The 25,404-nt window shown below is 50.7% G+C and carries 26 protein-coding genes; 22 read left to right on the plus strand and 4 right to left on the minus strand.

Annotated features, from left to right (window positions below):
- The first annotated feature begins 23 nt into the window (after nt 1–23).
- The 3 genes from AXF13_RS07100 to AXF13_RS07110 all read left to right on the plus strand — a co-directional run bounded on the left by AXF13_RS07100 (nt 24) and on the right by AXF13_RS07110 (nt 3,114).
- A complete protein-coding gene (locus AXF13_RS07100; RefSeq protein WP_062252210.1) occupies nt 24–1,106 on the plus strand; it encodes a DctP family TRAP transporter solute-binding subunit in 1,083 nt (360 codons plus the stop codon).
- Nucleotides 1,107–1,333: 227 nt separating this feature from the next.
- Entirely contained in the window at nt 1,334–1,804 is a 471-nt protein-coding gene (locus AXF13_RS07105; protein WP_009301521.1) for a TRAP transporter small permease, read from the plus strand.
- An 11-nt stretch (nt 1,805–1,815) separates the two neighbouring features.
- The gene (locus tag AXF13_RS07110; protein ID WP_062252211.1) at nt 1,816–3,114 is read left to right on the plus strand and encodes a TRAP transporter large permease; all 1,299 of its coding nucleotides are present in this window, start codon (nt 1,816–1,818) and stop codon (nt 3,112–3,114) included.
- Between the two features lie 78 nt (nt 3,115–3,192).
- Here the strand turns inward: AXF13_RS07110 and AXF13_RS07115 are convergent, their stop codons facing one another.
- From AXF13_RS07115 to AXF13_RS17055, 3 genes are read right to left on the minus strand one after another with little or no spacing between them, the layout of a single operon-like run.
- Nucleotides 3,193–3,741, minus strand: a complete 549-nt coding sequence (locus tag AXF13_RS07115; protein WP_062252212.1) for an O-acetyl-ADP-ribose deacetylase — start codon at nt 3,739–3,741, stop codon at nt 3,193–3,195.
- Nucleotides 3,742–3,771: 30 nt separating this feature from the next.
- Nucleotides 3,772–4,878 (minus strand): cyclopropane fatty acyl phospholipid synthase, encoded by a 1,107-nt coding sequence (gene cfa, locus AXF13_RS07120; protein ID WP_062252213.1) that lies wholly within the window; start codon nt 4,876–4,878, stop codon nt 3,772–3,774.
- Complete coding sequence (locus AXF13_RS17055; protein ID WP_190276387.1) at nt 4,838–4,984, minus strand: hypothetical protein; 147 nt, start codon at nt 4,982–4,984, stop codon at nt 4,838–4,840. Before AXF13_RS17055 ends, cfa begins: the two co-directional genes overlap by 41 nt.
- 224 nt (nt 4,985–5,208) lie before the next feature.
- Between AXF13_RS17055 and rfbB the strand changes: the two genes are divergently transcribed.
- The 19 genes from rfbB to AXF13_RS15905 all read left to right on the plus strand — a co-directional run bounded on the left by rfbB (nt 5,209) and on the right by AXF13_RS15905 (nt 23,856).
- Nucleotides 5,209–6,288 carry a dTDP-glucose 4,6-dehydratase gene (rfbB, locus tag AXF13_RS07125; RefSeq protein ID WP_062252214.1) on the plus strand — a complete coding sequence of 360 codons (1,080 nt, stop codon included), beginning with the start codon at nt 5,209–5,211 and terminating at the stop codon, nt 6,286–6,288.
- 12 nt (nt 6,289–6,300) lie between these two features.
- The gene (gene rfbA / locus AXF13_RS07130) at nt 6,301–7,176 is read left to right on the plus strand and encodes a glucose-1-phosphate thymidylyltransferase RfbA (RefSeq protein WP_062252215.1); all 876 of its coding nucleotides are present in this window, start codon (nt 6,301–6,303) and stop codon (nt 7,174–7,176) included.
- 10 nt (nt 7,177–7,186) lie between these two features.
- Nucleotides 7,187–7,732 (plus strand): dTDP-4-dehydrorhamnose 3,5-epimerase, encoded by a 546-nt coding sequence (gene rfbC, locus AXF13_RS07135; RefSeq protein WP_062252216.1) that lies wholly within the window; start codon nt 7,187–7,189, stop codon nt 7,730–7,732.
- Between the two features lie 12 nt (nt 7,733–7,744).
- The gene (locus AXF13_RS07140) at nt 7,745–8,902 is read left to right on the plus strand and encodes a glycosyltransferase family 2 protein (RefSeq protein ID WP_083521989.1); all 1,158 of its coding nucleotides are present in this window, start codon (nt 7,745–7,747) and stop codon (nt 8,900–8,902) included.
- A gap of 125 nt (nt 8,903–9,027) precedes the next feature.
- Nucleotides 9,028–9,537: a hypothetical protein gene (locus tag AXF13_RS15865; protein WP_223299996.1), complete on the plus strand. Its 510-nt coding sequence runs from the start codon at nt 9,028–9,030 to the stop codon at nt 9,535–9,537.
- Complete coding sequence (locus tag AXF13_RS07150) at nt 9,530–10,651, plus strand: DegT/DnrJ/EryC1/StrS family aminotransferase (RefSeq protein WP_062252218.1); 1,122 nt, start codon at nt 9,530–9,532, stop codon at nt 10,649–10,651. The genes AXF13_RS15865 and AXF13_RS07150 overlap by 8 nt, the downstream gene beginning before the upstream one ends.
- 16 nt (nt 10,652–10,667) lie before the next feature.
- Nucleotides 10,668–11,447 carry a class I SAM-dependent DNA methyltransferase gene (locus tag AXF13_RS07155; protein WP_062252219.1) on the plus strand — a complete coding sequence of 260 codons (780 nt, stop codon included), beginning with the start codon at nt 10,668–10,670 and terminating at the stop codon, nt 11,445–11,447.
- Complete coding sequence (locus AXF13_RS15870; protein ID WP_083521990.1) at nt 11,444–12,661, plus strand: glycosyltransferase family 4 protein; 1,218 nt, start codon at nt 11,444–11,446, stop codon at nt 12,659–12,661. The genes AXF13_RS07155 and AXF13_RS15870 overlap by 4 nt, the downstream gene beginning before the upstream one ends.
- 92 nt (nt 12,662–12,753) lie before the next feature.
- On the plus strand, nt 12,754–13,653 hold the full coding sequence (locus tag AXF13_RS15875) for a class I SAM-dependent methyltransferase (protein WP_083521991.1): 900 nt from the start codon (nt 12,754–12,756) through the stop codon (nt 13,651–13,653).
- A 190-nt stretch (nt 13,654–13,843) separates the two neighbouring features.
- Nucleotides 13,844–14,965: a motility associated factor glycosyltransferase family protein gene (locus AXF13_RS07165; protein WP_062252221.1), complete on the plus strand. Its 1,122-nt coding sequence runs from the start codon at nt 13,844–13,846 to the stop codon at nt 14,963–14,965.
- Nucleotides 14,966–15,067: 102 nt separating this feature from the next.
- Nucleotides 15,068–16,063, plus strand: coding sequence for an NAD-dependent 4,6-dehydratase LegB (locus AXF13_RS07170; RefSeq protein ID WP_062252222.1), 996 nt, complete (start codon nt 15,068–15,070; stop codon nt 16,061–16,063).
- Entirely contained in the window at nt 16,060–17,115 is a 1,056-nt protein-coding gene (locus tag AXF13_RS15880) for a nucleotidyltransferase family protein (protein WP_083521992.1), read from the plus strand. The genes AXF13_RS07170 and AXF13_RS15880 overlap by 4 nt, the downstream gene beginning before the upstream one ends.
- A 5-nt stretch (nt 17,116–17,120) precedes the next feature.
- Entirely contained in the window at nt 17,121–17,996 is an 876-nt protein-coding gene (locus tag AXF13_RS15885; RefSeq protein ID WP_083521993.1) for an NAD-dependent epimerase/dehydratase family protein, read from the plus strand.
- An 84-nt stretch (nt 17,997–18,080) separates the two neighbouring features.
- Entirely contained in the window at nt 18,081–19,151 is a 1,071-nt protein-coding gene (locus tag AXF13_RS15890; RefSeq protein WP_083521994.1) for a radical SAM/SPASM domain-containing protein, read from the plus strand.
- An 8-nt stretch (nt 19,152–19,159) separates the two neighbouring features.
- Nucleotides 19,160–20,170: an N-acetylneuraminate synthase family protein gene (locus AXF13_RS07180; protein WP_062252224.1), complete on the plus strand. Its 1,011-nt coding sequence runs from the start codon at nt 19,160–19,162 to the stop codon at nt 20,168–20,170.
- Complete coding sequence (locus tag AXF13_RS15895; protein ID WP_223299997.1) at nt 20,152–20,856, plus strand: cytidylyltransferase domain-containing protein; 705 nt, start codon at nt 20,152–20,154, stop codon at nt 20,854–20,856. The genes AXF13_RS07180 and AXF13_RS15895 overlap by 19 nt, the downstream gene beginning before the upstream one ends.
- Nucleotides 20,835–21,845 (plus strand): glycosyltransferase, encoded by a 1,011-nt coding sequence (locus AXF13_RS16545; protein WP_150116093.1) that lies wholly within the window; start codon nt 20,835–20,837, stop codon nt 21,843–21,845. The genes AXF13_RS15895 and AXF13_RS16545 overlap by 22 nt, the downstream gene beginning before the upstream one ends.
- Nucleotides 21,838–22,554, plus strand: a complete 717-nt coding sequence (locus tag AXF13_RS15900) for a WbqC family protein (protein ID WP_083521995.1) — start codon at nt 21,838–21,840, stop codon at nt 22,552–22,554. Before AXF13_RS16545 ends, AXF13_RS15900 begins: the two co-directional genes overlap by 8 nt.
- 669 nt (nt 22,555–23,223) lie before the next feature.
- Nucleotides 23,224–23,856, plus strand: a complete 633-nt coding sequence (locus tag AXF13_RS15905) for a PIG-L deacetylase family protein (RefSeq protein WP_083521996.1) — start codon at nt 23,224–23,226, stop codon at nt 23,854–23,856.
- Nucleotides 23,857–24,552: 696 nt separating this feature from the next.
- On the opposite strand, the gene AXF13_RS07195 is transcribed toward AXF13_RS15905, so the two are convergent.
- Nucleotides 24,553–25,311: a glycosyltransferase family 2 protein gene (locus AXF13_RS07195; RefSeq protein ID WP_062252227.1), complete on the minus strand. Its 759-nt coding sequence runs from the start codon at nt 25,309–25,311 to the stop codon at nt 24,553–24,555.
- Nucleotides 25,312–25,404 lie beyond the last annotated feature (93 nt).

Here is a 25,404-nt window from a genome sequence, read left to right on the forward strand (position 1 = left end):
TATCTTCAGAGGAGGTTTTACTGATGAAACGCTGTTTGCTCCGGAGCGCCCTGGCGCTCTGCGCCTGTCTGCTGGCCGCGCCGCTCCCGTCCCCGGCGGCCCCTTACAAAGCCGAGTACAAACTGAGCGTGGTGCCCGGCGCCACGTCCGGCTGGGGCATGACCGCCGCGTATTTCGCCGACCTTGTGCGCGAACGCTCGCAGGGGCGCATCAACATCAAGGTCTATCCTTCCAGCCAGCTGCTGGCGGGCAAGCAGACCTCGGAATTCCTGATGCTGCGCAACGGGGCCATTGACTTCGCCCTGGCTTCGACCATCAACTGGTCCCCCCAGATCAAGGAACTGAACCTCACGGCCCTGCCCTTCTTCCTGGCCGTGCAGCCGGACCGCTACAAGGCCATGGACGCCGTCATGGCGGGCAAATCCGGCAAGATGATGGTTGACGCCATTGAGAAAAAGGGCGTGAAAATCATCGGCTGGGCCGAGAACGGCTTTCGCGAAATGACCACCAGCAAGGGCCCCATCAGCAAGCCCGAGGACATGAGCGGGCTCAAGATCCGGGTGGTGGGCAGCCCCATCTTCATTGAGACCTTCCGGGCGCTGGGCGCCAATCCCGTGAACATGAACTGGAGCGAAGCCACCACCGGCTTCCAGCAGGGCGTGGTGGACGGGCAGGAAAACCCCACCAACGGCATCAATATCCCGCTGAAAATCTGGGATTATCACAAGTATCACTGCGACTGGCACTACATCATCGACCCGCTGCTCATGGGCGTGAACCCCACGGTCTGGAAGAGCTTCAGCCCCGAGGACCAGAAACTGCTTCTGGAATGCGCCGCGGAAACCGAAAAATACGGCAAGGCGCTTTCCCGCCTGTGCATGGACGACGGCTCTTCCCTGGCCTACCTGAAGAGCATCGACAAGCTGCCGGAAGTGACCGAGCCCTACGCCTTCATGGAACAACAGGGCATGATCGTCACCCGGTTGAGCCCGGAACAGATCGCCAAGTTCCATGAGGCCACCCAAAAGGTGCGCGCGGACTGGACCGCCAAGATCGGCCCGGATCTGGTCAAAGCCGCTGAAGAGGACATGGCCGCCGCCAAGTAACTAGAGCAGATTAACTTTGAAATTTTACAAATTTCAAAGTCGGCATTCTGGCGAAAAACGTGGTTTTCACCAGAATCCACGCCGCTTCGCGGCGCGCCGCACCGTGTACGGCGTTAGGGCGGTTTCAAAGTGGAAATGCTCTAAAGAGTCGGGCGGATGCCGAAGCTCAGCGCCTGTTGGCGAACGGGCCTTTGCTCCGGCATCCGCGCCGGAATGCGGAGAGCAGGATGTTGCGTTTTCTGGATACGCGCTTTGAGGAACTTCTCGGCTCGCTGTTGCTGGCGGTCATGGTGAGCATCGCGTTCATCAATGTGATCGTGCGCTACTGCACGTCTTTTTCCTTTGCCTGGACCGAGGAGCTGACCGTCAATTTTTTTGTCTGGGTGGTGCTGCTGGGCACGGCGCGCTCTTTCCGGGAAGGGAGCCACCTGGGCATGAACCTGCTCTATGACGCACTGCCGCGCAACGCGCGCCGGATCTGCTACTGGCTCGGCATGCTGCTCTGCATCGCCTTTTTCGGGGCGCTGTGCTGGACCGGCACGCTGGAAGTGCTGGACGAGTACGATCTGGAATCCATTTCCGAGTCCCTGGGCATTCCGGTCTGGTGGTACACTATCGCCACGCCGCTCTTTTCCCTGCTGATTATTTTCCGCATGCTGCAACGGTCCTGCGCCGATCTGCGCTCGGGCAACTACTAGAGGGGGTCGTCATGGAAACAACCTTGTTTCAGGACCCCGCGTTCTGGCTGCTCACGCTCTTTCTGATCCCCCTGCTGCTCAGGGTGCCCATCGCCCTTTCCCTGGGCTTTGCGGCCCTGGTGGTCGTCTGGAAGTGGGACATGGGCTTCAGCATGCTCTCCTACAACTTTTTCGCGGGCATCGCCAAATTTCCCCTCCTGGCCATCCCCTTCTTCATCCTGGCGGGCTATATCATGGAGCGCGCGGGCATCGCGGCGCGCATTGTGGCCCTGATGGAAGCCCTGACCGGCTCCATGACCGGCGGCCTGGCCGTGGCTACCGTGGCCGTGGCCACCTTCTGGGGAGCGGTAAGCGGCTCCGGCCCGGCCACGGTGGCCGCGCTGGGCCTGATCCTGATCCCCGGCATGGCCATGGCGGGCTATGACAAAGCCTTTGCCGCGGCCACGGTTTCCGTGACCTCGGGTCTGGCCATCGTCATTCCGCCGAGCATCGCCTTCATCGTCTACGGCGGCGTGGCCAATGTCTCGGTACCGGCGCTGTTCGCGGCGGGCTTTATCCCCGGCGTCATTGTGGCCTTGTTCATCATGGGCGCGGTGCTGATCATTTCGCGCAAAAAGGGCTACCGGGGCGAAAAGCGCGGCCAGCCGGTGAGCAAGGCCTTGCGCGAGGCCTTCTGGGGCATAATGACGCCTGTGGTCATTCTCGGCGGCATTTACGGCGGCGTGTTCACGCCCACCGAGGCCGCGGCTGTGGCCGTGTTCTATGGCCTGTTCGTGGGCGTGTTCATTTACCGCACCATCAACAGCCTGAACATGCTGTTCGAAATTTTTTCCGCCAGCATGCGGGCCACAGCCGTGGTCATGATTGTGGTGACCTGCGCGGGCCTTTATTCCTGGGTGGCCTCCACCGTGGGCCTGGTGGAAAAAGGTTCGGCCGTGCTGCTCTCCCTGTCGGACAACCAGTGGGTTGTGCTGCTGATGATCAACATCATCCTGCTGCTGGCAGGCATGCTGCTGGACGCCATCTCCATTTATTACGTTTTTCTGCCCTTCATGCTGCCCATCATGGCCCACTTTCACTGGGATCCCATCTGGTTCGGCATCATGATGACGGTCAACCTGGCCGTGGGACAAGTCACGCCGCCCGTGGCGGTCAATCTGTATGTGGGGGCCAACATCAGCGGCCTGAGCATGGAGCAGATCAGCAAACCGGCCCTGCCGCTGATTTTCGCGGCATTGCTGGCCCTGGTCGTCATTGTGCTCTTCCCCCGGCTTTCCACATTCCTGCCGCAACTGCTCGGCCTGTCATAGCCGACATTCTACTTGAAAGGCTCTAAACGCGACAAAGCCCCCGTCCTAGATTCGAACGGGGGCTTTGCCGCCAATGTCTTACAAAGATGAATCGCTACATATGCCGAGGCATTCCCGCAGCGCTTCCTCATGGGCCATACGGGAAGCCGGGGAAAAACAAACCAGCCGCACCTCGTCCGGTTCCGGGTGATCGCGCAGGAAATCCAGCACCGTGGCCACGGCGATATGAGCCGCCTCCCGTGCCGGATAGCCGTAAACACCGGTGGAAATGGCCGGAAAGGCCACAACCCGCGCCTTGACGCCCACGGCCTCTTCCAGAGCGCGTCGGTATGCCGAGGCCAACAGACGCGCTTCGCCGTGCGTGCCGCCCCGCCAGACCGGGCCCACTGTGTGGATGACATAGCGCGCGGGAAGGCGAAAGCCGGGCGTGACTTTGGCCTCGCCCGTGGGACAACCGCCCAGAGGACGGCAGACGGCCAGGAGTTCCGGTCCGGCGGCACGGTGAATGGCTTCGTCCACGCCGCCTCCGCCCAGCAGGCCTTCATTGGCGGCATTGACAACGACATCCACTGCTTGGCGGGTGATGTCGCCTTCCATAATGCGCAACCGTCGCGCGGCCTTTTCCATATGATTTGCTTTCGGCATGGCATTGCGGCTTCAGGGCCGACAATATCCTCCCACAGCCCCGTGCGGGCTGAGTACGATCTGCCACAATTGCAGATCACGCGCGCGGAACGCCCCGGCGCAACTCAGCAAATAGTAATGAAACATACGAAACACGCTTTCCGAGCAAGAGAATTTTCCCTCTTCCCGTCCTCGTCTGAAGTTCTCGGCCCAGGCCATCAGAGTCTTGTCGTAATCGGCCCCGAAATTGTGCCAGTCTTCCATGACAAAACGTCCGGCAATGGCATTACCGATCTCGGCAATGCTGGGCAGGATGCCGTTGCGGAAGATATATTTTTCAATCCACGGGTCCACGGAAAGGCGTTTCTGATTGGCGCCGATGGTGTGCAGCAGAAAAAGGCCGTCCTCACGGAGCAGATGATAGGCCGAATCCATGAACACGGCATAGTTTTTGTGGCCCACATGCTCGAACATGCCCACGGAAACAACGCGCTCATACTTCCCGATCAGGGAACGATAGTCTTTCAGCAGCCACTCCACATCCAGGCCCTGGCTGTGGCTCTCGGCATATTGGGCCTGAGCCCAGGAAACTGTGACGCCCGTCACATGCACACCATACTGCTGTGCCATGTAGCGCCCCAGGCCGCCCCAGCCGCAGCCGATGTCCAGGACGCGCATACCCGGCTTTAACTGCAATTTGCGGCAGATCAGCTCCATTTTATCCTGCTGGGCCCGCTCCAGGCTGTCGGCGTGTTCCCAATAACCGCAGCTATACTGCATGAATGGGTCGAGCATGGCTTCAAACATGTCGTTGTCAAAGTCATAATGCCCTCTGGCCACCATGCGTGCGCGGGCCACGCTTTGCAAATTACGCAAGGCATAGGCGGCAATGCCCAGCAAGACCGGCAGTGTCAGCCGGAAATGCTTTTCCAGGTCGCCGCGCATAATCCGGTAAAAGAGCTGGTCCAGGGCTTGGCAGTCCCACCAGCCTTCCATATAGGCTTCGCCGAGGCCCAGGCTGCCCTGGCGGATGACCCGGTCCCAAAGGCGATGGTTATGTATTTGAATATCCCAAGGTCGGGATCCGTTTATCTGTACGTCAATCTTGGCCAGCATCTCCTTGATGACCGACTCTGTCATGGTTATGGCTCCAAATGCTTTTTCCGCCGCTCTGTATTGTCAAAAAGCCGCCGCCGAAAAAGAACAGCGGAAACAAAAAGAAGGTCAGGGGCAACAGCTTTTTCATATATTACCTTATACTTCTTTTGAAGTATCCCCATCCGCGCCTGTTGACAAGAGGCGCATGTTCTAAAAATACCTTATTATTTATTATAGTTAAATAAAAAATTTACGGCCTTGCACTTGTGCATAACAAAAGGCTACGGGGTACGCGGCGAACTTTGCCTTGCGGAACGGATTTTGCTATTACTTCGGACATATCACTATGCTTCTGTCCCACAGGATGAATTGATGGCACATACTCTTCTGGTTACGGGCGGCGCGGGCTTCATCGGCTCGGCTGTAGTCCGCGAGATGCTTTCGGCCAGCGCTTGGCGCGTGGTCAACGTGGACAAACTCACCTACTCCGGCAATCCGGCCTCCCTGGCCGATGTGGCGGACAATTCGCGTTATAATTTCATCCAGGCCGACATCGCGGATGCTGCGGCCATGCGCGCGGCCTTTGAAATTTTTGAGCCGGACGCGGTCATGCATCTGGCGGCGGAAAGCCATGTGGACCGCTCCATTGACAGCCCGGCGGCCTTTCTGGAAACCAACGTGCACGGCACCTTTGTCCTGCTGGAAGAGGCCCGTCGCTACTGGAAAAGCCTGACTGCCTCGGGTTCCCCCAAGGCTCGGGATTTTCGTTTCCATCATATTTCCACAGATGAGGTTTTCGGCGATCTGAGCGGCGGCCAGGGCTTTTTCACTGAAGAGACGCCCTATGCGCCCAGTTCGCCCTATTCGGCCAGCAAAGCGGCTTCGGACCATCTGGTGCGGGCCTGGCAGCGCACTTACGGCCTGCCAACTCTGGTGACCAATTGCTCCAATAATTACGGGCCGCGCCAATTTCCGGAAAAATTGATTCCTCTGACCATTCTCAATGCCCTGGCCGGGCGGGAGCTGCCTGTGTATGGCGACGGCGGCCAGATCCGCGACTGGCTCCATGTGGAGGATCATGTGCGCGCCCTGCTCCTGGTGCTGGCGCGCGGGTGTGTGGGCGAAACGTATGCCGTGGGTGGGCACTGCGAAAAAAGGAATATCGACGTGGTGCGCGCCATTTGTGAACTTCTGGAAGAAATGGCGCCTCAGAAACCGGCGGGGGTCAGCCGCTATGCGGATCTGATCAGCTTTGTGCGCGACCGGCCCGGCCATGACAGTCGCTATGCCATTGACGCCTCCAAGATCGCCACGGAGCTGGGCTGGCGGCCGCGCGAAAGTTTTGCCACCGGCCTGCGCAAAACCGTGCGCTGGTACCTCGACAATGAGGCTTGGTGGCGGGCCGTTCTGGACGGCAGTTATCGTTGCGAACGCCTGGGCACCCGGGTCTGAGGAGAGGGAGGCATGGACTACAAAGGCATTGTTCTGGCCGGCGGCACGGGCACGCGCCTGCACCCCATTACCCTGGGCGTGTCCAAACAGCTTCTGCCCATTTACGACAAACCCATGATCTATTATCCCCTGTCCGTGCTCATGCTGGCGGGAATCAGGGAAATACTGGTCATTTCCACCCCCTTGGACCTGCCCCAGTACCAGCGCCTGCTGGGAGACGGCTCCCGTTTCGGACTGAGCCTGAGTTATGCCGTGCAGCCCGAACCCGCGGGCATTGCCCAAGCCTTTCTCATCGGCGAGCGTTTTCTGGAGTCGTCGCCGGTTTGCCTGATTCTGGGCGACAATATCTTTCACGGCCAGCATTTCACCGAAAAACTGTTGCGCGCCGCCTCCCAGCGGCAGGGAGCCACCATTTTCGGCTATATGGTCAAAGACCCCGAACGCTTCGGCGTGGTGAGCTTTGACGATGCGGGTAAAGCCATGGCTATCGTGGAGAAGCCGACCAAGCCCCTGTCGCCTTTTGCCGTCACCGGACTGTATTTTTATGACCACGCTGTAGTGGACATCGCCAAGAAGATCCTTCCCTCGGCGCGCGGCGAGCTGGAAATCACCAGTGTCAACCAAGCCTATCTTGAACGCGGCCAACTGCGCGTGGAAAAACTGGGACGCGGCTTTGCCTGGCTGGATACAGGCACACACGCCAGCCTTCTGGAAGCCTCGGCCTATGTCCAGACCATTGAGGAACGCCAGGGGCTCAAAGTAGCCTGCCTGGAAGAAATCGCCTGGCGACAGGGCTGGATAGACGACACGGCCATGGAACAAGCCGGACATTTCTTTGCCAAAACCGGTTACGGCCAATATCTATTGCGCCTGTTGCAGGCGCGCTGAAGGGAAAAAGATGGAATTCAAGACGTTGGCCCCTAATGGTCCAGTGCTGATGATCCCGGTTGTCCACGGCGACGAACGCGGTTTTTTTATGGAAACTTTTCGTCAGAATGAATTTGAGGCCCAATGCGGCCCGCATACTTTTGTTCAGGACAATCACAGCAAGTCCCGTCAAGGCGTCCTGCGCGGCATGCACTATCAGCTCCGGCAGCCTCAGGGCAAGCTGGTGCGGGTGGTTCACGGGCAAGTTTACGATGTGGTCGTTGATCTGCGTGTTTCCTCGCCCACGTTCGGCCAAAACTTCGCCGCTCTCCTCGATGATGCGAATCGCCATATGCTCTGGGTACCGCCCGGCTTTGCGCACGGCTTTCTGGTACTGAGTTCAGAGGCGGAATTCATATACAAGTGCACAACGTATTACGCGCCTGATGACGAATACTGTCTGCGCTGGGATGATCCAGTTCCCGGCATTACGTGGCCATTACTCGCCGAAGCCCTTGTCGTCTCCGCCAAAGACCGGGAAGGACTTGCCTTCGGGGATTGTCCCAAATATCGCTGACAGGAAATGAATATGATAAGCACGCCGTGCCGCATTTCAGTCATTATCCCCTGCTACAATTACGGTCGCTTCTTGCCCGACGCCGTCAACAGCGTGCTGGGTCAGAAAAAAGACGGGCTGGCAGTAGAAATCATTGTCGTGGACGACGGCTCCACGGACGACACTGCTGCCGTGGCTCAACGTCTCGGGTCGTCCATCCAGTATATCTATCAGGAAAATCAGGGGCTTTCAGCGGCGCGCAATACAGGAATCCGGGCCGCTAAAGGTGATTACCTTGTTTTTTTGGATGCTGACGACCTACTGACCGCCGGAACGCTGGCAAGCCATCTGGACAATTTTACAGCCCATCCGGAATTGGACGTCAGCGTCTGCCTGAGCCTTCAAACCTTTGAAAATAAGAACGGCTCGACGGCAAATTATTTATGGCCTCTCAAATGCGCCCATCTGGACATGCACCTCTGCCGCAGCAACATTTCTCCAGTGCATACCTTTATGCTGCGCGCCAACGCCGCACAGGAAATCGGTTTTTTTGATCCTGACCTCAAGGCCTGTGAAGATCAGGACTATTGGCTGCGTTGCGCCGCTCTGGGCAAACGTTTTGGAGTCAATCCCGAGGGCTTGGTCATTTACCGGCAGCACGGCCAAAGCATGACCAGCCAGATGCCACGACAGTTGGCCCACGATGCCGCTATTCGTTTTAAAATCAGTATGCTGCTGGAAACCAGGCCGGATTTTCCCCGGGCCGGAAAATTTTACGGCTGGCTGGCGCACGCCGCCGGAACTATCTGCAGCGCCTGCGGACTCTACTCAAGCGCGCCTCAGTTCGCTCTAAAACTGCTGGACGAATCGTCCAAAGCCATACTGAGGACCGCTGCGCTTGCAGCACAGACGAAGATAGAAGATGCCCATCTGATTCTGGCGGAACGCTACTTCGCCGGCGAATATTTCTTGCGGGCCAGTGGCTTTGCCGCTCATTTCTGCCGTACTCTTGAAAAAGCGACAGGTTTTCTTTCAACTCGCCACCCGCAGCTTGCCGCTCTAAGTACCGACTTATTGGATGCCAAACAAAAAAATATTTTTTTACGACTGTGCTGTGATTACCAGCGGATGGCGGCAACAGTCAAAAAAAAATTATCCTCTCAGTCTCCGAATCGATACGCTCAGCCATGATGCCATTCCCTTCAAAAGATGGCTCTGTCCTTTCACCGGCAAACATTACTTCGGCATAAACATTGCTTAAAACCTGTTACCGTAAAAACATCGGCACCCTCCAACCAATGTCTATGGGATTATATATGGCTGAGCACACACCACATTGCGCAGATTTACAGAAAAAATATTTGCATCATGAATGTCCCGAACACGGTTTGGAGTATTTTCTTTATGATGAAACCGTGCTTGCTGTACTTTTGCGAACTGCTTACAAAAACAAAGATATTAAATTTTTTACTCCGAGCACATTCTCTCAACAACTCGGCTACATGAATCGCCCCATAGGATACGATATTCCTCCGCATGATCATAATCCGGTTTCCCGCAAAGTGGAATGGACGCAGGAAACCCTATTTATCCGTTCGGGGCGCGTCCGACTTGATCTCTATGCGCCTGGCACACGAAACCATCTCGGCAGCTGTGAACTGCTGCCCGGAGATGTCGTTTTGCTGGCTCACGGCGGACATGGTTTCCATATGCTGGAACCAAGTGAAATGATTGAAGTCAAGCAAGGACCGTACGCCGGTGACATGGACAAAACACGTTTTGTGCCGCAAGACGGTCCGCTAGCGAGGAGCAATGCTCATGAATGACTTTCTCCCTGTTTGCGAACCGCTTCTTGCGGGCAACGAGCTCAAATATGTCACCGATGCGGTGGCAAGCGGCTGGATTTCCTCCTCGGGTTCATACGTTTCGGCTTTTGAGCAGGCTTTTGCAGACTATTGTGGCGTACGGCACGGCATAGCCGTATGCAACGGCACGGTGGCCCTGCATCTTGCCCTGACGGCCTTGGGCGTGGGCAAAGGGGATGAGGTGATTATTCCAGATTTCACCATGATCTCCTCCGCCCTTGCCGTTTGCGGTACCGGTGCCGTGCCCGTATTCGTTGACGCCGACGCGGACACCTGGAACATTTCGCCCCGTGAAGTGGAAAAATTGATCACGCCACGCACAAAAGCCATCATGGCCGTACATATTTTCGGCACCCCTTGCGACATGGCCGCGCTGGAGGAAATCGCCTCCCGTTACAACGTCGCTCTCATGGAAGACGCAGCGGAAGCCCACGGCGCGACTTTTCAGGGACGCAAGGCGGGCGCGCTCTCGCGTATCGCTGGCTTCAGTTTTTTTGCCAATAAAAACATCACCACTGGCGAAGGCGGTATGGTTGTCACCGATGACGATGCGCTTGCCAACGCCTGCCGCTACTACAAGAATGTCTGTTTTCCCTTGGACGCCCCGCGAACCTATCTGCATGAAGACCTGGGATTCAACTACCGCATGAGCAACCTGCACGCCGCTCTCGGCCTTGCTCAAACGGAAAAAGCGGAGGAATATTGGTGCCTGAGGGTAGAGCACGGCCATATGTACCGCGAGCGACTCGCCGCTATCCCCGGCGTCCGTCTTCAGCGCCAACAAGAAAGAGGCGAAAGCGTCTTCTGGATGAACGGCATTGCCCTATCCCCCAATTATGGCAAGGGAAGAGATGAACTCATCGCCCATCTGCGGCAACAGGGAATCGACACACGACTTTTCTTCAACGGCATGCACCGCCAGCCCGCTTTGAAGCGATATGGCTGCGATTGTGCGAGGTCATACCCGGTTTCTGACTATCTGGCGGACAATGGTTTCTATCTTCCCAGCGGCAGCGGGCTAACAGAAGCGGATATTGATCGCGTCTGTGCGGCTATCCGCGCATTCCGCGCATAACGAGGGATGGTAAGCCATGTTCGAGGATTATGCCAAGTACTATAATCTGCTGTACCAGGACAAAAATTACGCGGAAGAAACGGATTTTGTACTGGGGCTGTTGACCAATGATAATCGCGCGCTCCACAGCCTACTTGACCTTGGCTGCGGCACAGGCCGCCATGCTCTGGAGCTGGGCAAGAAGGGACTTGCCGTGGAAGGGGTGGACATCTCGGAAACAATGCTTGACATGGGCCGCCAGATGCTTTCGGCCGTACGGCCCGCGCCTGCCGATCTTCCCGTGCTCCGTGAAGGCGACATCCGCGCTGTGCGACTAGGCAAAACCTTTGATGCCGTCATCTGTCTGTTTCACGTCATGAGTTACCAAAACAACGACGAAGACGCCCGCGCTCTCTTGAGCACCGCGTGGGAGCATCTGAAGCCGGGCGGCCTTTTTCTCTTTGATTTCTGGCACGCCCCCTGCGTGTTCAAGGTTCAACCGGAACACCGCATCAAAGTCATGGAAAATGAAGAAATACACATCCTCAGGGAAGCTACACCCACATGGAATAGTGCGGGCAATATCGTCACTGTGCACTATGACATGACCCAGACCCGCAAGGAGGACGGCAGCGTTTTTACCTTCAGCGAGGACCACCCCATGCGCTGCTGGTATCCTGAGGAGCTGCGCGGCCTCGCCCGCACCGGCTTTGCCTTCCTGGCCGAAGACGGCTGGCTCAAAGAGCAAGCGCCTATTGATGAGGATTGGGCTGCCTGGATGCTGTTGCGGAAAACACCACAAAAAAATCTACTATGAAAACACGCATTGCAGTCTATTCCCGAACCCGAAGCTTTTGGGGTGGCTCTTTCCAGTACGCCAAGGCCTTCGTCGAGGCTCTTGCCGGGCTTGATCCTAACTTCTTCGAAGTTCAGGTCTGGCATGAAGATGACGGAGACTGGAAGGAGTTATGTTCGCGCCTGAACTTTCCAGGGCATATTCTTGGCACATATAAGTTCCCCCCGCAATTTCTCCCTGTAGCAAAAAAAATTCTTGAGGCACTGAAGAACATCGGAGAAGACGACGATGCGCATCGAGGCTCTTTGTTGACCTCACTTCTCCCATTTTCCGAGGACGCAGCCATAGATGTTTACCGCCCTCATGTGGTGATCTCACCACAAATGGGTTGCCCCCGCTATGTGAAGGGTGCGCGGCATATTGGCGTCATTCACGATCTCATGCATAGATATGAATCGCGCTTTCCCGAAGTTGGAACGCCAACTGAAATCGCAATGAGAGAAAGCCTGTTTCAAGGTATGGTTTCACGCTGTGAGACCATCCTGGTGGATTCACACACAGGACTTTGCCATGTACGCGAATGCTACCATCAAGTCCGCGAGGAACAGCTCAAGATCCTGCCCTTCGCGGCATTCGATGAAGTCACACAATGCGTGCCGCGCCGCCCCGGATGCTATCTGCCTGAAAAATTTTTCTTCTATCCCGCCCAGTTCTGGTTGCATAAAAACCATGTAGGACTGACTCGGGCAGTCGCCCGGCTCAAAATCGAGATTCCCGATCTTGTGGTAGTGGCGGCGGGCAACACAAAACAAAACGGCTTTGAACCCTTCATGGCGATTCTCAATAGCGAAGGTTTAGGACAGCATTTCATTTTGCCCGGCTATCTTCCGGTGGAAGAGCTGGCATGGTGCTATCATCATGCACGAGCACTTGTCATGCCAACCTTTTTCGGCCCCACCAACATTCCGCCGCTTGAGGCCATGGCCCTAGGGTGCCCGTTGGCTGTTTCAAATATTTACGGCATGCCGGATCAATGCGGCAACGCGGCGCTCTATTTCAAACCGGATGACTCTGCCGACATGGCTCATGTTCTGCACCGACTCTGGACGGACGATGCCTTGTGTCTTGACCTCAAAAAAAAAGGATTAAGCCGCACACACTTATACAATATTTCAAATTTCAAAAAGCAGGTGCTGCGCATAGTGCAGGGAGTATGTTCTGCGCTATATTCATAAATTTATCACTAAGTTATGATACATAATTAAAGATATTGGTAATATAAATATAATATTTTATATTATCTACACACTATGGAGGTGGAGATGCTATGAGTAAAGAAGTACGCGATATATTAGAGATACACCAAAAAAGCGGAAAAATTGTCTCTATGCTTGAACAACAGTATCGTGAACAGGCATATCGTAAATATCTTGAAGCGGGAAGAGTACCTTGGTCTGAAGGTTACAATGTTGCCCACGATATTTTCGTACGGAAAACGTTGAACTCACGCAACCTAATGCAAATTTTTGCTGACTCTTGCGCGTCCCTTCCCCCGAACTATGGTCAAAATCTAGATGAGCGGATAGTAGAATGGCCTTGGATTCTGACGCATCTTCCCCCCAAAAGTTACCGCATTTTGGATGCCGGATCCGCCATGAACCATGAACATGTACTATCCTACCCAGTATGGAAGAATAAAAAGCTGGATATTATGACCTTGGCTCCAGAAGCATTCTGCGCGTGGAAGCAGGGTATCTCCTATATTTTTCACGACTTACGGGATACGCCCTATCGCGACGAAGAATTTGATGTTATTATCTCGGTCTCTACCCTCGAACATGTCGGCATGGACAACCGGCAGTATGATGGCCATAGCTGTGAACATTCGTTGAATGATGTTTTTAGGGTATTGCATGAATTTCAAAGGATTCTTAAACCATGGGGTACACTACTTTTTACTGTTCCTTTTGGAAGATACGAAGATCACGATAAATTTCAACAATTTGACTCTGACCTACTAGAACGGTGTGCTAAAGCTTTTGCACCAATCTCCAGACAGGAAACATTTTTTCTGTATACAAAAGAGGGATGGAAAAAGGCCGTACGCGAAGATTGCAGTGAAGCTCGATATGCTTTTCCCCATGTTGAGAATGGCAGATTAGAGGATAACGCTGCGGCAGCCCGCTGTGTTGCCTGCTGCGAATGGCATAAAAAAGGATCATCCTAACATCGCCTTTGAATGGTCACGGAGCAGATTCTTGTGGCTAACGGCCGATTCTGTATTCATGGAAGGTATCACAGGATTAATCCCCACGACATTTTTACAAGACACTAGTTTATTAAACTTTTGCCTCGAACTTCATCGTTATCCCCGATTGTGGGTGCAGACTTAACAACTTTTCCAGAAAGGTTTATTGATGAGTGAAACAGAAAGACAAGAGGGCCATGACATCGGCAAGGATATGACGACATGGCTGCAAAATATGCCTGAGATAGAAAAGCCAAAGGCCAGCTTAAGGTTGCGCAGACTTTTAGGGAAAATCCTGCAAAAGGGAGATACGCCACTTGCCGTAAAATTAGGCGGTTTGGTGGCCGCGCACGGCTTGCAGGCGCCGGGCCTGCATTACCTCGTGGCCTTGGCCATGCTGAAAGATGGTCGCCCCTACTCTGCCCAAGCAGCGTTGGCGCTCTCAGAGAGCCAAGATTATCCTCAAGAATCAGCCGAACTGGCTTTGGAGATCAAAAACTATCTGACCAGACTAAACTTACCACTGCAGGCATCATACGGGAATTTGACATGTACGAATCTCGCATATGCGAATCGCTATCTAGGGCAACGCTGTTTTATTCTTGGCAACGCACCTTCCCTAAAAAACCATAACCTCAAATTATTATGCCATGATGTTGTCTTCTCAGTCTCCAATGGCTACCTCCATTCCGATTATGCGATATATAGACCACACTTTCACTGCCTACCTACGATCCCTTATGATGAAATGCGCCTGACACACGATCATGCGGCCAAATGGCTGGCCGATATGGACGAGAAGATTTGGGACGCCACCATAACTCTCAGCGTGGCGGACTTCACGCTTGCGCATGAACGGGGTATTTTTGCCAACAGGTCACACCTCTGCATGGATATGAGCCTACCGTGGCAAGCATTGCCACTAAACCCCTGTGATATTTGCGGACCAATGTCCGGTGTGCAAAGTGTGCCTATCATGGCACTGATGTTAGCCTTCTTTATGGGCTTTGAGAAAATATATCTTCTTGGAATTGATCACACTGATTTGATAACAAGACGATACAATTATTTTTATAAAAAAAGTATGAATACAGGGCTTGAGAGAGGTGTTGACACTAAAGGTAACATTACAGATGACAATTTTACTTTAATCAAGTGTATGTATAAACTTTTTTCACAGTATAGTTTCTTAAAAAATGAATCAATCAAACGCAATACACATATATACAATACAAATCCACACAGTTTTCTCGATATATTTCCACTTGTCGAATATAATCATCTTTTTTAATTAGTTAAAATATAAAATTATTATTCAAATATGAAATAGAATATTACGATATTGATTCTATTTCAGGGTCGTCACCACAGTCATAAACTGACGGAGAAGATCATGAAAAAAGTATTAGTTACCGGAGCTGATGGTTTTATCGGTTCTCATCTTGTGGAATTTTTGCTGAATAAGGGATATGATGTTCGCGCCTTTGTCCTGTATAACTCTTGGGGCAAATGCGGCTGGCTGGACACGTTACCTGCTCATATACTCAACGATCTTGATATCTTCAGCGGCGATGTGCGTGATCCCAATGGGGTGCGCATGGCCCTTCGCGGCTGTGGTAGTGTACTGCACTTAGCAGCTCTAATCGGCATCCCTTACTCTTATAATTCTCCAGACTCCTATGTAGACACCAACATCACCGGTACACTCAATATTCTGCAGGCTGCACGAGATCTGGAGATAGACCGTGTGGTTCACACCTCCACTAGTGAGGTCTATGGTACCGCGCAGCAGGTGCCTATTACTGAAGACCACCCTTTACAGGCCCAATCCCCTTACGCTGCGACTAAAATTGCCGCCGACCAATTGGCTTTGTCGTTTTACCGTAGCTTCGGACTACCCATCAGCATATTGCGCCCCTTCAATACCTACGGTCCGCGTCAGTCAGCTCGGGCAGTCATTCCATCCATTATCAACCAAATTTCTTCCGGCATGCGCACGTTGCATTTAGGGGCGCTGCATCCTACGCGCGATTTTAGTTTTGTGACCGATACCACTGCGGCTTTTGAGGCCGTCTTGCGCTGTCCAGAGGCCGTGGGACGAGTTCTGAACGGAGGGAGTGGTTTCGAAATCAGCATACTCAATGTAGCCAACCTGATCGCGGCCCGCATGGGCGCGGAGATAAAAATTACCTGCGACACTGACCGTCTGCGCCCTAAGAAAAGTGAAATTGAGCGTTTATGTGCTGATAATAACCAACTGCGCACTATCACAAATTGGGAACCGGAGTTTTGCGGTCTTGAAGGATTTTCCCGAGGGATTGACAGAACAATTGATTGGTTTACGAGGGAAGGTAACATTGTGCAGCGTAAGAATAGGTATATCATATGATCCGCAAAATATCCGATATAGATTTACAACAATGCCTTTGTCCTGTAAGTTGTAGTCTTCTTGAAGCTATCAAACGTCTTGCAACACAACGTCATAAAATTGTCTTTGTGTTGGATGCTGAAGGACGCTTGCAAGGCACACTAGTAGATGGCGACGTACGGCGCGCTCTTTTACGAGGTGTGGCGCTAGAAGCCCCGATTTCTCAATCTATGTTCCGCCAGCCATGGGTAATCCGATCAAAAGATGAGCTAGGCGCGACTCAACTGGCCCTAGACAAAGCCCCCCGATACATTCCACTGATTAATGCTCAGGGCCATGTGCTGGCCGTGTATGACGTGTTCGCATCCGTACAGGTGAAGGCTGAACATCCTAATATAGTTGTTCTTATGGCCGGGGGCTTAGGAAGCCGTCTGGGTAGTCTCACCCGTGATTGCCCCAAACCAATGCTGAAACTTGGTGGCAAACCAATTTTGCAGCACATTCTTGAAAAATTCATACATCAGGGTTTTTGTTCCTTTTATATTTCAGTAAATTATAAACGAGAAGTTATTGAACATTACTTTGGCGATGGACAGCAGTGGGGAGTTTCAATCCGGTATTTACGTGAAACAAAGCGTTTGGGGACAGCAGGCGCTCTTTCATTAATACAGAAACAAGAACAATATCCCATCATTGTCATGAATGGGGATGTACTCGCAGATGTGGATTTCGACAGCATATTGGATTTTCATGTTTTGTCAGGGGCATCTATAACATCTGTCTTGGGACGTCACCAAGAACAAATCCCCTTTGGAGTAGCTACAGTATGCCAAAATAGAATCGTAGAGCTCAGAGAAAAACCGCTCATCACATATTATGTCAATGCGGGCATCTATGTTCTAGATCCCAAGCGGGTTCATGATGTCCCAGCAGACACCTTTTACGACATGCCCGACCTCTTACAACGTTGTATTGAAGAGGGGGATTGCCCAGCAGCCTATCCATTGCACGAGCATTGGCAAGACATTGGTCGTCCGGAAGAACTGGAACGGGCTATAGTGTATACAGGGTAGCGGTTATGAGCACGAAAAAAGTGCTGGTGACGGGACATACGGGCTTTTTAGGACAAGCCCTCCGCATCAAGTTGGAGCGGCAAGGCCATATCGTAGTAGGTTGCTCCACCTCCACGGGTCAAAACCTTTTGCACGACGACTGGTATCACGATTTGCCTCATATAGGCTATGATTACGTATTTCACACAGCAGCAGCAACGTTCATTCCCCAAGCATGGGAGCACCCTGAAAATTTTTTTGCTCTTAATGTGGAGGGGACGCGGCGCGTCTTAGATTTTTGTGTCGAACAAAAAGCTTCATTGTGTTATGTTAGCGCTTACGTCTATGGCACCCCGCAACGTCTTCCCATTAATGAGGGCCATCCCGTTTACCCGGACAATCCCTATGGTCACAGTAAATTCCTCGGTGAACAACTTTGCCATTTTTATTGTACATACCGACACGTTCCATTGACCATTGTGCGTCCGTTCAATATTTATGGCCCTGGCCAGAGCGAACACTTTGTCATTCCGCATATTATCAAACAACTACAGGCCACAGGTGAGGTAGAACTCACTACAGCCCAAACTCGCCGGGACTTTATCTATGTGGACGACGTAGCACAGGCTCTTATAGCTTTGCTGGAGTCAAACGGAAAAGGCACCGTGTACAATCTTGGCAGCGGTGGATCTCGTTCTATTCGGAGTGTCGTTGAACATATTGCCTCCCTGATGGGCTATTCACCTACTATCCGCATCATTCCCGGCCAGCGGACGCATGACATCATGGATGCGGTGGCTGATATCTCCCGCTTTACGCGGGACTTCGGTCCCCTCAGTCTGACGAACTTCCATGAAGGGTTACGCCGTTGCGTGTCACACTTCTTACGTAACCTCCAATGACATTTTTGCCACAAGCAGCCCAAGTCGTTGCCGAATTTTTGTGTACTTCTGCTACGACAGCAGGCCTGAGTATAGGGATAAAATATGACGAATTACGTGAACAAAGGGAATTATAGTCTTGAGACTCCCGCCCGAGAGGCTGAGTTTGAACGGCGACGCGCCCATGGCTGGGAACCCGCCTACAGGGCCTATCGGCAAGAGTGGTTGGCTCGGGTGGAAAAACGCCGTTTCGGAGAATGGCCTCTGTTGGTCGATATGGAACTTTCTTCCATTTGTAATCTTCACTGCCCTATGTGCTACACTAACACCAGAACCTTTAAAAACACTGTGGATCGTCAATTTATGCCGGTGCAGCTTTTCCGCGATATTGTGGATGAAATTGCAGCGCATGTCCCTGCCTTGCGCCTTTCGTTCCGCGGTGAATCCACTTTACATCCACAATTTCTGGATTGCCTCGCCTACGCCAAACAGAAAGGTATAGGCGAAGTTTCTTTCTTAACCAATGCCAGTCGATTAGATAAAACCTTTATCCATGAAATTATCATGGCTGGAGCTGACTGGATTACCGTCTCACTTGACGGTCTGCACGAAATTTACGAGAATATCCGCAAACCACTGCGCTTTGAAGAGACTGTGGAAAAACTCAAATTTTTACGGGCATCGCGTGAACGTTTGTGTAAAGTGCGTCCGGTGGTCAAGGTACAGAGTGTATGGCCCGCCATCGCAAAAGATCCTTTGGCTTATTATAACTATTTAAGCCCTCTTGTGGATTTTGTGGCCTTCAACCCTCTCGTAGACTATCTGGAAGTAGATAGCTTGGATTCGATAATCTATGTACCGGACTTTTATTGTCCCATGCTGCACCAACGTCTTGTCATCACTTCCGATGGTATGGCCTTACCTTGCTCCAACGACAGCAAGGAAGGTCTGTCGTTAGGTAGCGTGAAAAGCAGGAGCGTATATGATATCTGGAATAGTGAAACTCTCCGCGCCCTGCGCGAGGCACATGCACGTTGTGACGGCTTCAAACAATATTCCCCATGCCGCCACTGCTATTTGCCTCGCGCTACGACAGATAGCTTTGTTCCTCTAGCCGATGGGCGTCGTATCATTGTGAAAAATTATCTAAATAGGGTTCAATCTATTGGAAAATAGGAGGAACTATGATTTTTAACCAAGCTTCATGCTATGTGGTGGCAGAAATAGGCGGTAATTTTTCAGATGTGGCTACAGGAATAAAACTAGTGGATGCGGCGGCCGATGCCGGTGCAGACGCTATTAAATTACAAACATACCGCAGTAAAACTATTACATCGCGTTACGCCATGTTCGACATGGAAAATACGAACTACCTTTCGCAGGAAGCTTTTTTCAGGCGGCATGAACTCTCAGAAGAAGCTCATAAGAGACTTTTCTCCCATGCTTCTCAACGCGGGCTAGGCTTTTTCTCCACGCCTTCACATCCAGAAGATGTAGAAATGCTCGAACGTCTTGGTGTGCCATGCTATAAAATAGGAGCGGATGACGCGAACAATTTACCATTCTTACGTTATGTTGCCAAAACAGGCAAGCCCGTCATTTTCTCAACAGGCATGTGCACAATACAGGAGGTGCGGAAAGCCGTAGAAACAATTATATCTGAAGGTAATAGACAAATTATATTACTGCACACCATTTCTGGCTACCCCACGCATCCACATGATGTAAATCTTAGGGCTATGCTATCCTTAAAACAGGAATTTCCGCAATTTCCAGTGGGCTTTTCTGACCATACTCTGGGGATCTGGGCATCTTTGGCAGCAGCCACTCTCGGTGCGGCACTGATTGAGCGCCATTTCACCTTGGATCGTCACTCCGATGGGCCTGATCATATGCTTTCGTCCGAGCCGCAGGAACTTGCCGTTCTCGTGCGCCAAATCCGTCTCATGGAATGTATGATGGGCAGCGACGTCAAAGGTCCCTATGGCCCGGAAGTAAAAAATCGTCGTAACAACCGCAAGAGTCTGGTGGCCATGCGCGCTATCGCCGCAGGTACTGTCCTTACCACTGAAGATATCTGGCCCAAGCGTCCGGGCACAGGCATTGAACCTAAATTTTTGGATATGTTCCTCGGACGCGCTGCCGCGCGCGACATTCCAGAGGATACTATTCTCACATGGAACGACATTCGATGAACGAAATGGCCGTTCATAATATAGGACTGATAGTGCAGGCGCGTATGGAGTCGACCCGCCTGCCGGGTAAAATTTTAATGCCCATAGGGAAATACCCATTACTTGAGCATATCTGTCGTCGTATGGCTGATGTGCCGGGAAAACTCGTTATCGCCACTTCCACCCGCCCGGCGAACGACGCAGTGGAAGCTTTCTGCCAAGAACGAAGCATAGCTTACTTTCGTGGTCCGGAAGAAAACGTATTAGAACGTTATGTATTATGTGCATGCCATTACGGCTTTCAACATGTGGTACGTCTGACTGGCGATAATCCTTTTCCTGACGCGTATGCTTTACAGCGGCTTGTACGTCTACACTTAACACAACAGGCTGATTTCTCAACTTCTTTCGGGGTATTGCCCATTGGCGTCGGCTGCGAGGTTTTTCGCCGAGAAATGCTGGAATACACTTTGCACAACGCAAATAAGCCTCACCACTTTGAGCATGTGGATGAATATTTACTGGAGCATAAAAGTGAAATTCGCAATGCCGCTTTGCCACCGGATGAGTCAACCTTTGCGCCTGAGGTGCGCCTAACCGTGGACTATGTTGAAGACTTAGTGCGGGCACGCTGCATCGTGGCTCACGCTGGCGAGATGGTGAACACTAAAGAGGCCATACGACTATGCAGAAGCGGGCAGTGCTGATTTGTGTTGAAGGTTCACATAGTAAAGGGTTAGGACATGTGTACCGCTCCCTACGCTTGGCGCGAGCTTTGCGTACAGCTGGCATCTCATCTTTCTTTGTCGCCAATGACGATATAACCTCCTGCAATATCTTACGAATGGAGGGCTTTGAAGTCTTCATAGCCCCAGTAGGAGAGAAGGACGGACAATGGGAAAGAGACTTGCTGGCACAGCGCCAAATCAATCTGTGGTGGAATGACCGGCTTGATACTACTCTGGCCCATGCCCAGGCATTACCGCCGGAACTGCCGCGCATACATATGGATGATGCCGGTGCTGGCTTGTTAGGGGCAACCGCTGTGGTACTAACCATGCCCTGCCACTTTACAGTTGCACGGAAAGCTCCTTGCCCCGCTTTTGTTGGACTTGAATACATGTTGCTCGAAGAAAATCTCGGCCTGAGTAAGTATGTTCGCAAAGAAGATAAACAATGGCGTATTTTAGTCAGTATGGGTGGGAGCGACACATGGGGTGGCAGTATTTTTGTCCTGCGCTGCCTCGCTCATGCTCGTTGGCAGGATAGGCTGTCCATAACGCTGATAACCGGCGCCGGTTACTCCCATGAAAACCAGTTGCGTCCACTGCTAGCCGCCCATCCAGCGTGGCGGCGTAAGGCCTGCGTCCCTGACATGGCGACAGAATTTTTACAAAGTGACCTGCTTATCTGTACAGGTGGTATGACCCCTTTTGAAGCCGCCGCCACAGGTCTGCCCGCGTGCATCGTGGCGTCTGAGCCCCATGAAGAGGACAATGCTGCTTTTTTGGAACAACAGGGGGCTGGCTTTGTAGGCGGCAGACGTAAGGGGAATTATTTTGAAGGTAACGTAGTTTTGGTAATGGAAAGATCACTGTCTTCACTAGAAAACATAAGTAAAAAAGCTGGAACATTATGTGACGGAATGGGATGCTCACGTTGCATAAACATCATCAAAGGTATACTTCATGCCTAAAGTTTCCAGTACAGTAGTCATCCACCAACCGGATTTTATTCCATATCTCGGTTTTTTTCATCGTTTATTGCAGACCGATATCTGGATAGTACTCGATCATATACAATTGAACAAAGCCGGGTGGGTACATCGGGACAAACTCAAAACCCCCAACGGTGTGAAGTGGATAAGCATTCCTCTGAAGAAATGCCATCTCTCCACGCGAATTATGGATGCCCTTATAGCAGAAGGGCCGTGGCGTGAAAAACATCTGAACCAGTGGCACAGTTTTTATCATACTACTCCATATTGGCAAAATATACTGCCATATCTGGAGGACATTTACGCCAATTCTTCTTCAACGCTCATGGGATTTACCATGTACTCGATTGAGGTCATGCTTAAACTGTTTGGAATTCATGTCCCGCGTATTATCTACAGTAGTGAATTACAACCTAAATATACAAGCAATGCTTTGGTGGCTGAATTAACGCGTAAGGTGGACAGCACTCGTTACCTCTCAGGTACCGGAGCCCGGAACTATTTTGAATCAACACCTTTTATCGAAGCGGGCGTGGAGGTTTTCTGGCAACATTTTACCCATCCGATTTATTCACAACCTTATGGAGCATTTGAGCCGAACCTCTCCGCATTTGATATACTTTTCAACTGTGGTATTGCCAAAAGTCGTATTTTGCTGCAGATGGCCTTAGAGGAGACCTCAATTTAGTTTTTACACGAAAACTAATATAAATATGTTTATTGGTATATGGGCCATAAAGATACGTAAATTATGTGACATACTCTCTCAGCGATAAAAACAATTATACTGTTGTATAACAATTTATCAATCATATTGTGTAGATTTTTTAATAAACATCTAGACTGACTATCTGCCATCATTATATTTTTCGCCATTAAAATGGTGCACTGCATACTAAAATAAATGGATAACTCATTTCTATTAATAAAAAATTATTCCTTAATGAAATATGCTATTTATTTTACATAAGTATTTGATGACATTCGCAAATGGTATAGCATTTTTAAATATGCGGATTTCGAGATGCTTGGTATATTGGTAAGAAATGTGTTATTTCAAGAAATACCATGATAGCAATAATAGGAAATTATACAAAGTGATTCCTTTGTTCAAATACTTAAGTATAGTCATACTTTTGAATACGGCACACCGATCAAAACCTAGAAGGCTATTATTGGCAAGTTTCCATAGACCTATTACTGGATTAGATAGAGAAGCCAAAACTTGAGGACAGACAATATCTTCATAGGAGATGGTGCAGTCAAGGAGCGAACAGTGGTCACATGATCCTGCTAATGCCGCAGCTGCGGGCATATCCGCCAACGTATTAAAAATGAGCTGCTGGGGGAAAGTTATATGAATATATTGGCTATCGGAGCCCATATTGACGATGTAGAACTGGGGTGCGGAGGCACACTCATTAAGCATGCCCGCCACGGCGAGGTAGTCCATATCATGATACTCTGCGATTCTGCATATTCTGCCCCAGACGGCACAGTCATCCGAAGAGCAGATACCGCAAGAGCAGAAGCCGAACAATCGGCTGCCATCATTGGAGCCACCCTGACAATACTTCCCAACAAAAACTTTTATATAGATTGTGATGAGAAAATGGTAAGCGCTATTTTGGCCTATATACAAAAAAATAATATTGACACTATCTATGCTCACTGGCCGCATGATACGCATCTAGATCATGTCAATGCAGCTAAAGCATCTATGATGGCTGGCCGCCATGTCCCTCGCTTTCTTATGTATCAATCTAACTGGTACGTATCGACTGAAATATTTAGAAATAATTTTTTTGTAGATATCACAAATACTTTTGATACTAAAATGCAAACTATTAAATGTTTTAAAACAGAATTACATCGTGTACATAATGCATGGATTGATTATTTTACAAATAAATGTATTAATGACGGCATGTTAATTGGTGTAAACTATGCTGAATCTTTTGAAATATTACGCTATCTTATGCCAGATTAAAGGGAATATAATGTCTATATAGAATAGTTTTTCAAAAATCCATAATTTATTAAATTATGGGACATCGCATCAAAAATAATCTCAGATATCGAAGTTTGTATGCATTATTGATGTTAAACAGACAAACTTCTGCAAGTTTACGTGCAGATTTTGTGAAACTAAAATAAAAAGCAATCATAAGACTACAAGAAGCTATGGCTATATACACATGCAACAAAATATCTGATGAAGTAATACCATACAAAATGTATTATATACTTTATAAGTTAGCCAGCATTACCCACAGCTGGCTGAGATAAGCAGATGCAAAAATATAATCTACTCATGCGCTTCACCACAAATGGTAGCCAGTTACACATGAAGATATACACCTCGTTGTTGATAATGATATAGATTCCATTAAATTTTCTTTCCAAGCTACAAGCTGAAAGACTTATCATAAAATATATGTATCGACTTTTATGACCAACTGTTTGAGAAAATAGACAAACTAAAAAATTCGCGGCAGTATAAAGATACCCTTCATTCAAATTTCTACAATAATCATTTTGCGGAATCTAAATGAAGGCTGTGTACTTCTCACGAAAAAAGTAAAAACCGAGATTTCCGCCTACTCAGGGAAATGCGCGCTAAAGAAATACGGATCTAATCGAAACCTAACACATCACGAATGCATCAACTTAAGCTTAACCTTTCTCACTCGATAAACCCGTGCTCCTGCCCAGAACTTTCGGCCGTTCCCATCAGGGCCGCAGTAAATTCTTCAATCCGCGGTTCCACCTTGGTTTTCAAAATCCGCAGGCGCTCCCTGAGTAGCTGTTTCCGTGAATTTTCACTACTGCTTATGCCGGTCAGTTCAAAAAAACTGACGCAGACCGGCAGACGAGCCAGATTGTCAAGGCGGATATGTTCCGCGCAAAAGGCGAAATCGCCAGCTATTTTATATATTCTGTCAAAAGGATGACTTTTGAGAAAGTCCGTCCGGATGAATGTTGCGGGAAACGGAAGCCCCATATCACTGATAAAAAGGGAAAAGACCTCATGTCGGCTTCTGTTCAGGATGCCGCTTACATTGCCGTTGGCACCCATCAGCAGCACGCCATAGGCGAAAATAATGTCGTCATCAAGTTTTCTCAAAAAATGAACGCATTGCGCAAGCACATTGTCATTCATCAGAAAATCGTCAGCGCCGAGAAAAAGTGCCCAGTCTCCGCTGGCCCTGGCCACAGCTTTATTCCAGGCGTCATAAATGCCCCGGTCCGGCTCGGAAACCCAAGAAACAGAAGCACGATGACTTTCAAGGATTTCCAGCGTGCCATCTGTTGATCCGCCGTCCTGCACAATGATTTCCCAATGGGGGTAACACTGCCTTTCCACTGAGCGCAAAGTACGTTCAAGCTGAGCGGCCGCATTGTAGGTTGCCATAAGGATGGAAATCCGAATATGTTGCTTCATAAGAACCCGCTGTTACGGCACTAAAAATAAAGAACATAGTTTCATTGTGCTATCTTCATTTATCCTATGTCATGGAAGCATAAATGGCAATGG

The sequence above is a fragment of the Desulfovibrio fairfieldensis genome, from assembly GCF_001553605.1.
GTDB lineage: Bacteria > Desulfobacterota > Desulfovibrionia > Desulfovibrionales > Desulfovibrionaceae > Desulfovibrio > Desulfovibrio fairfieldensis.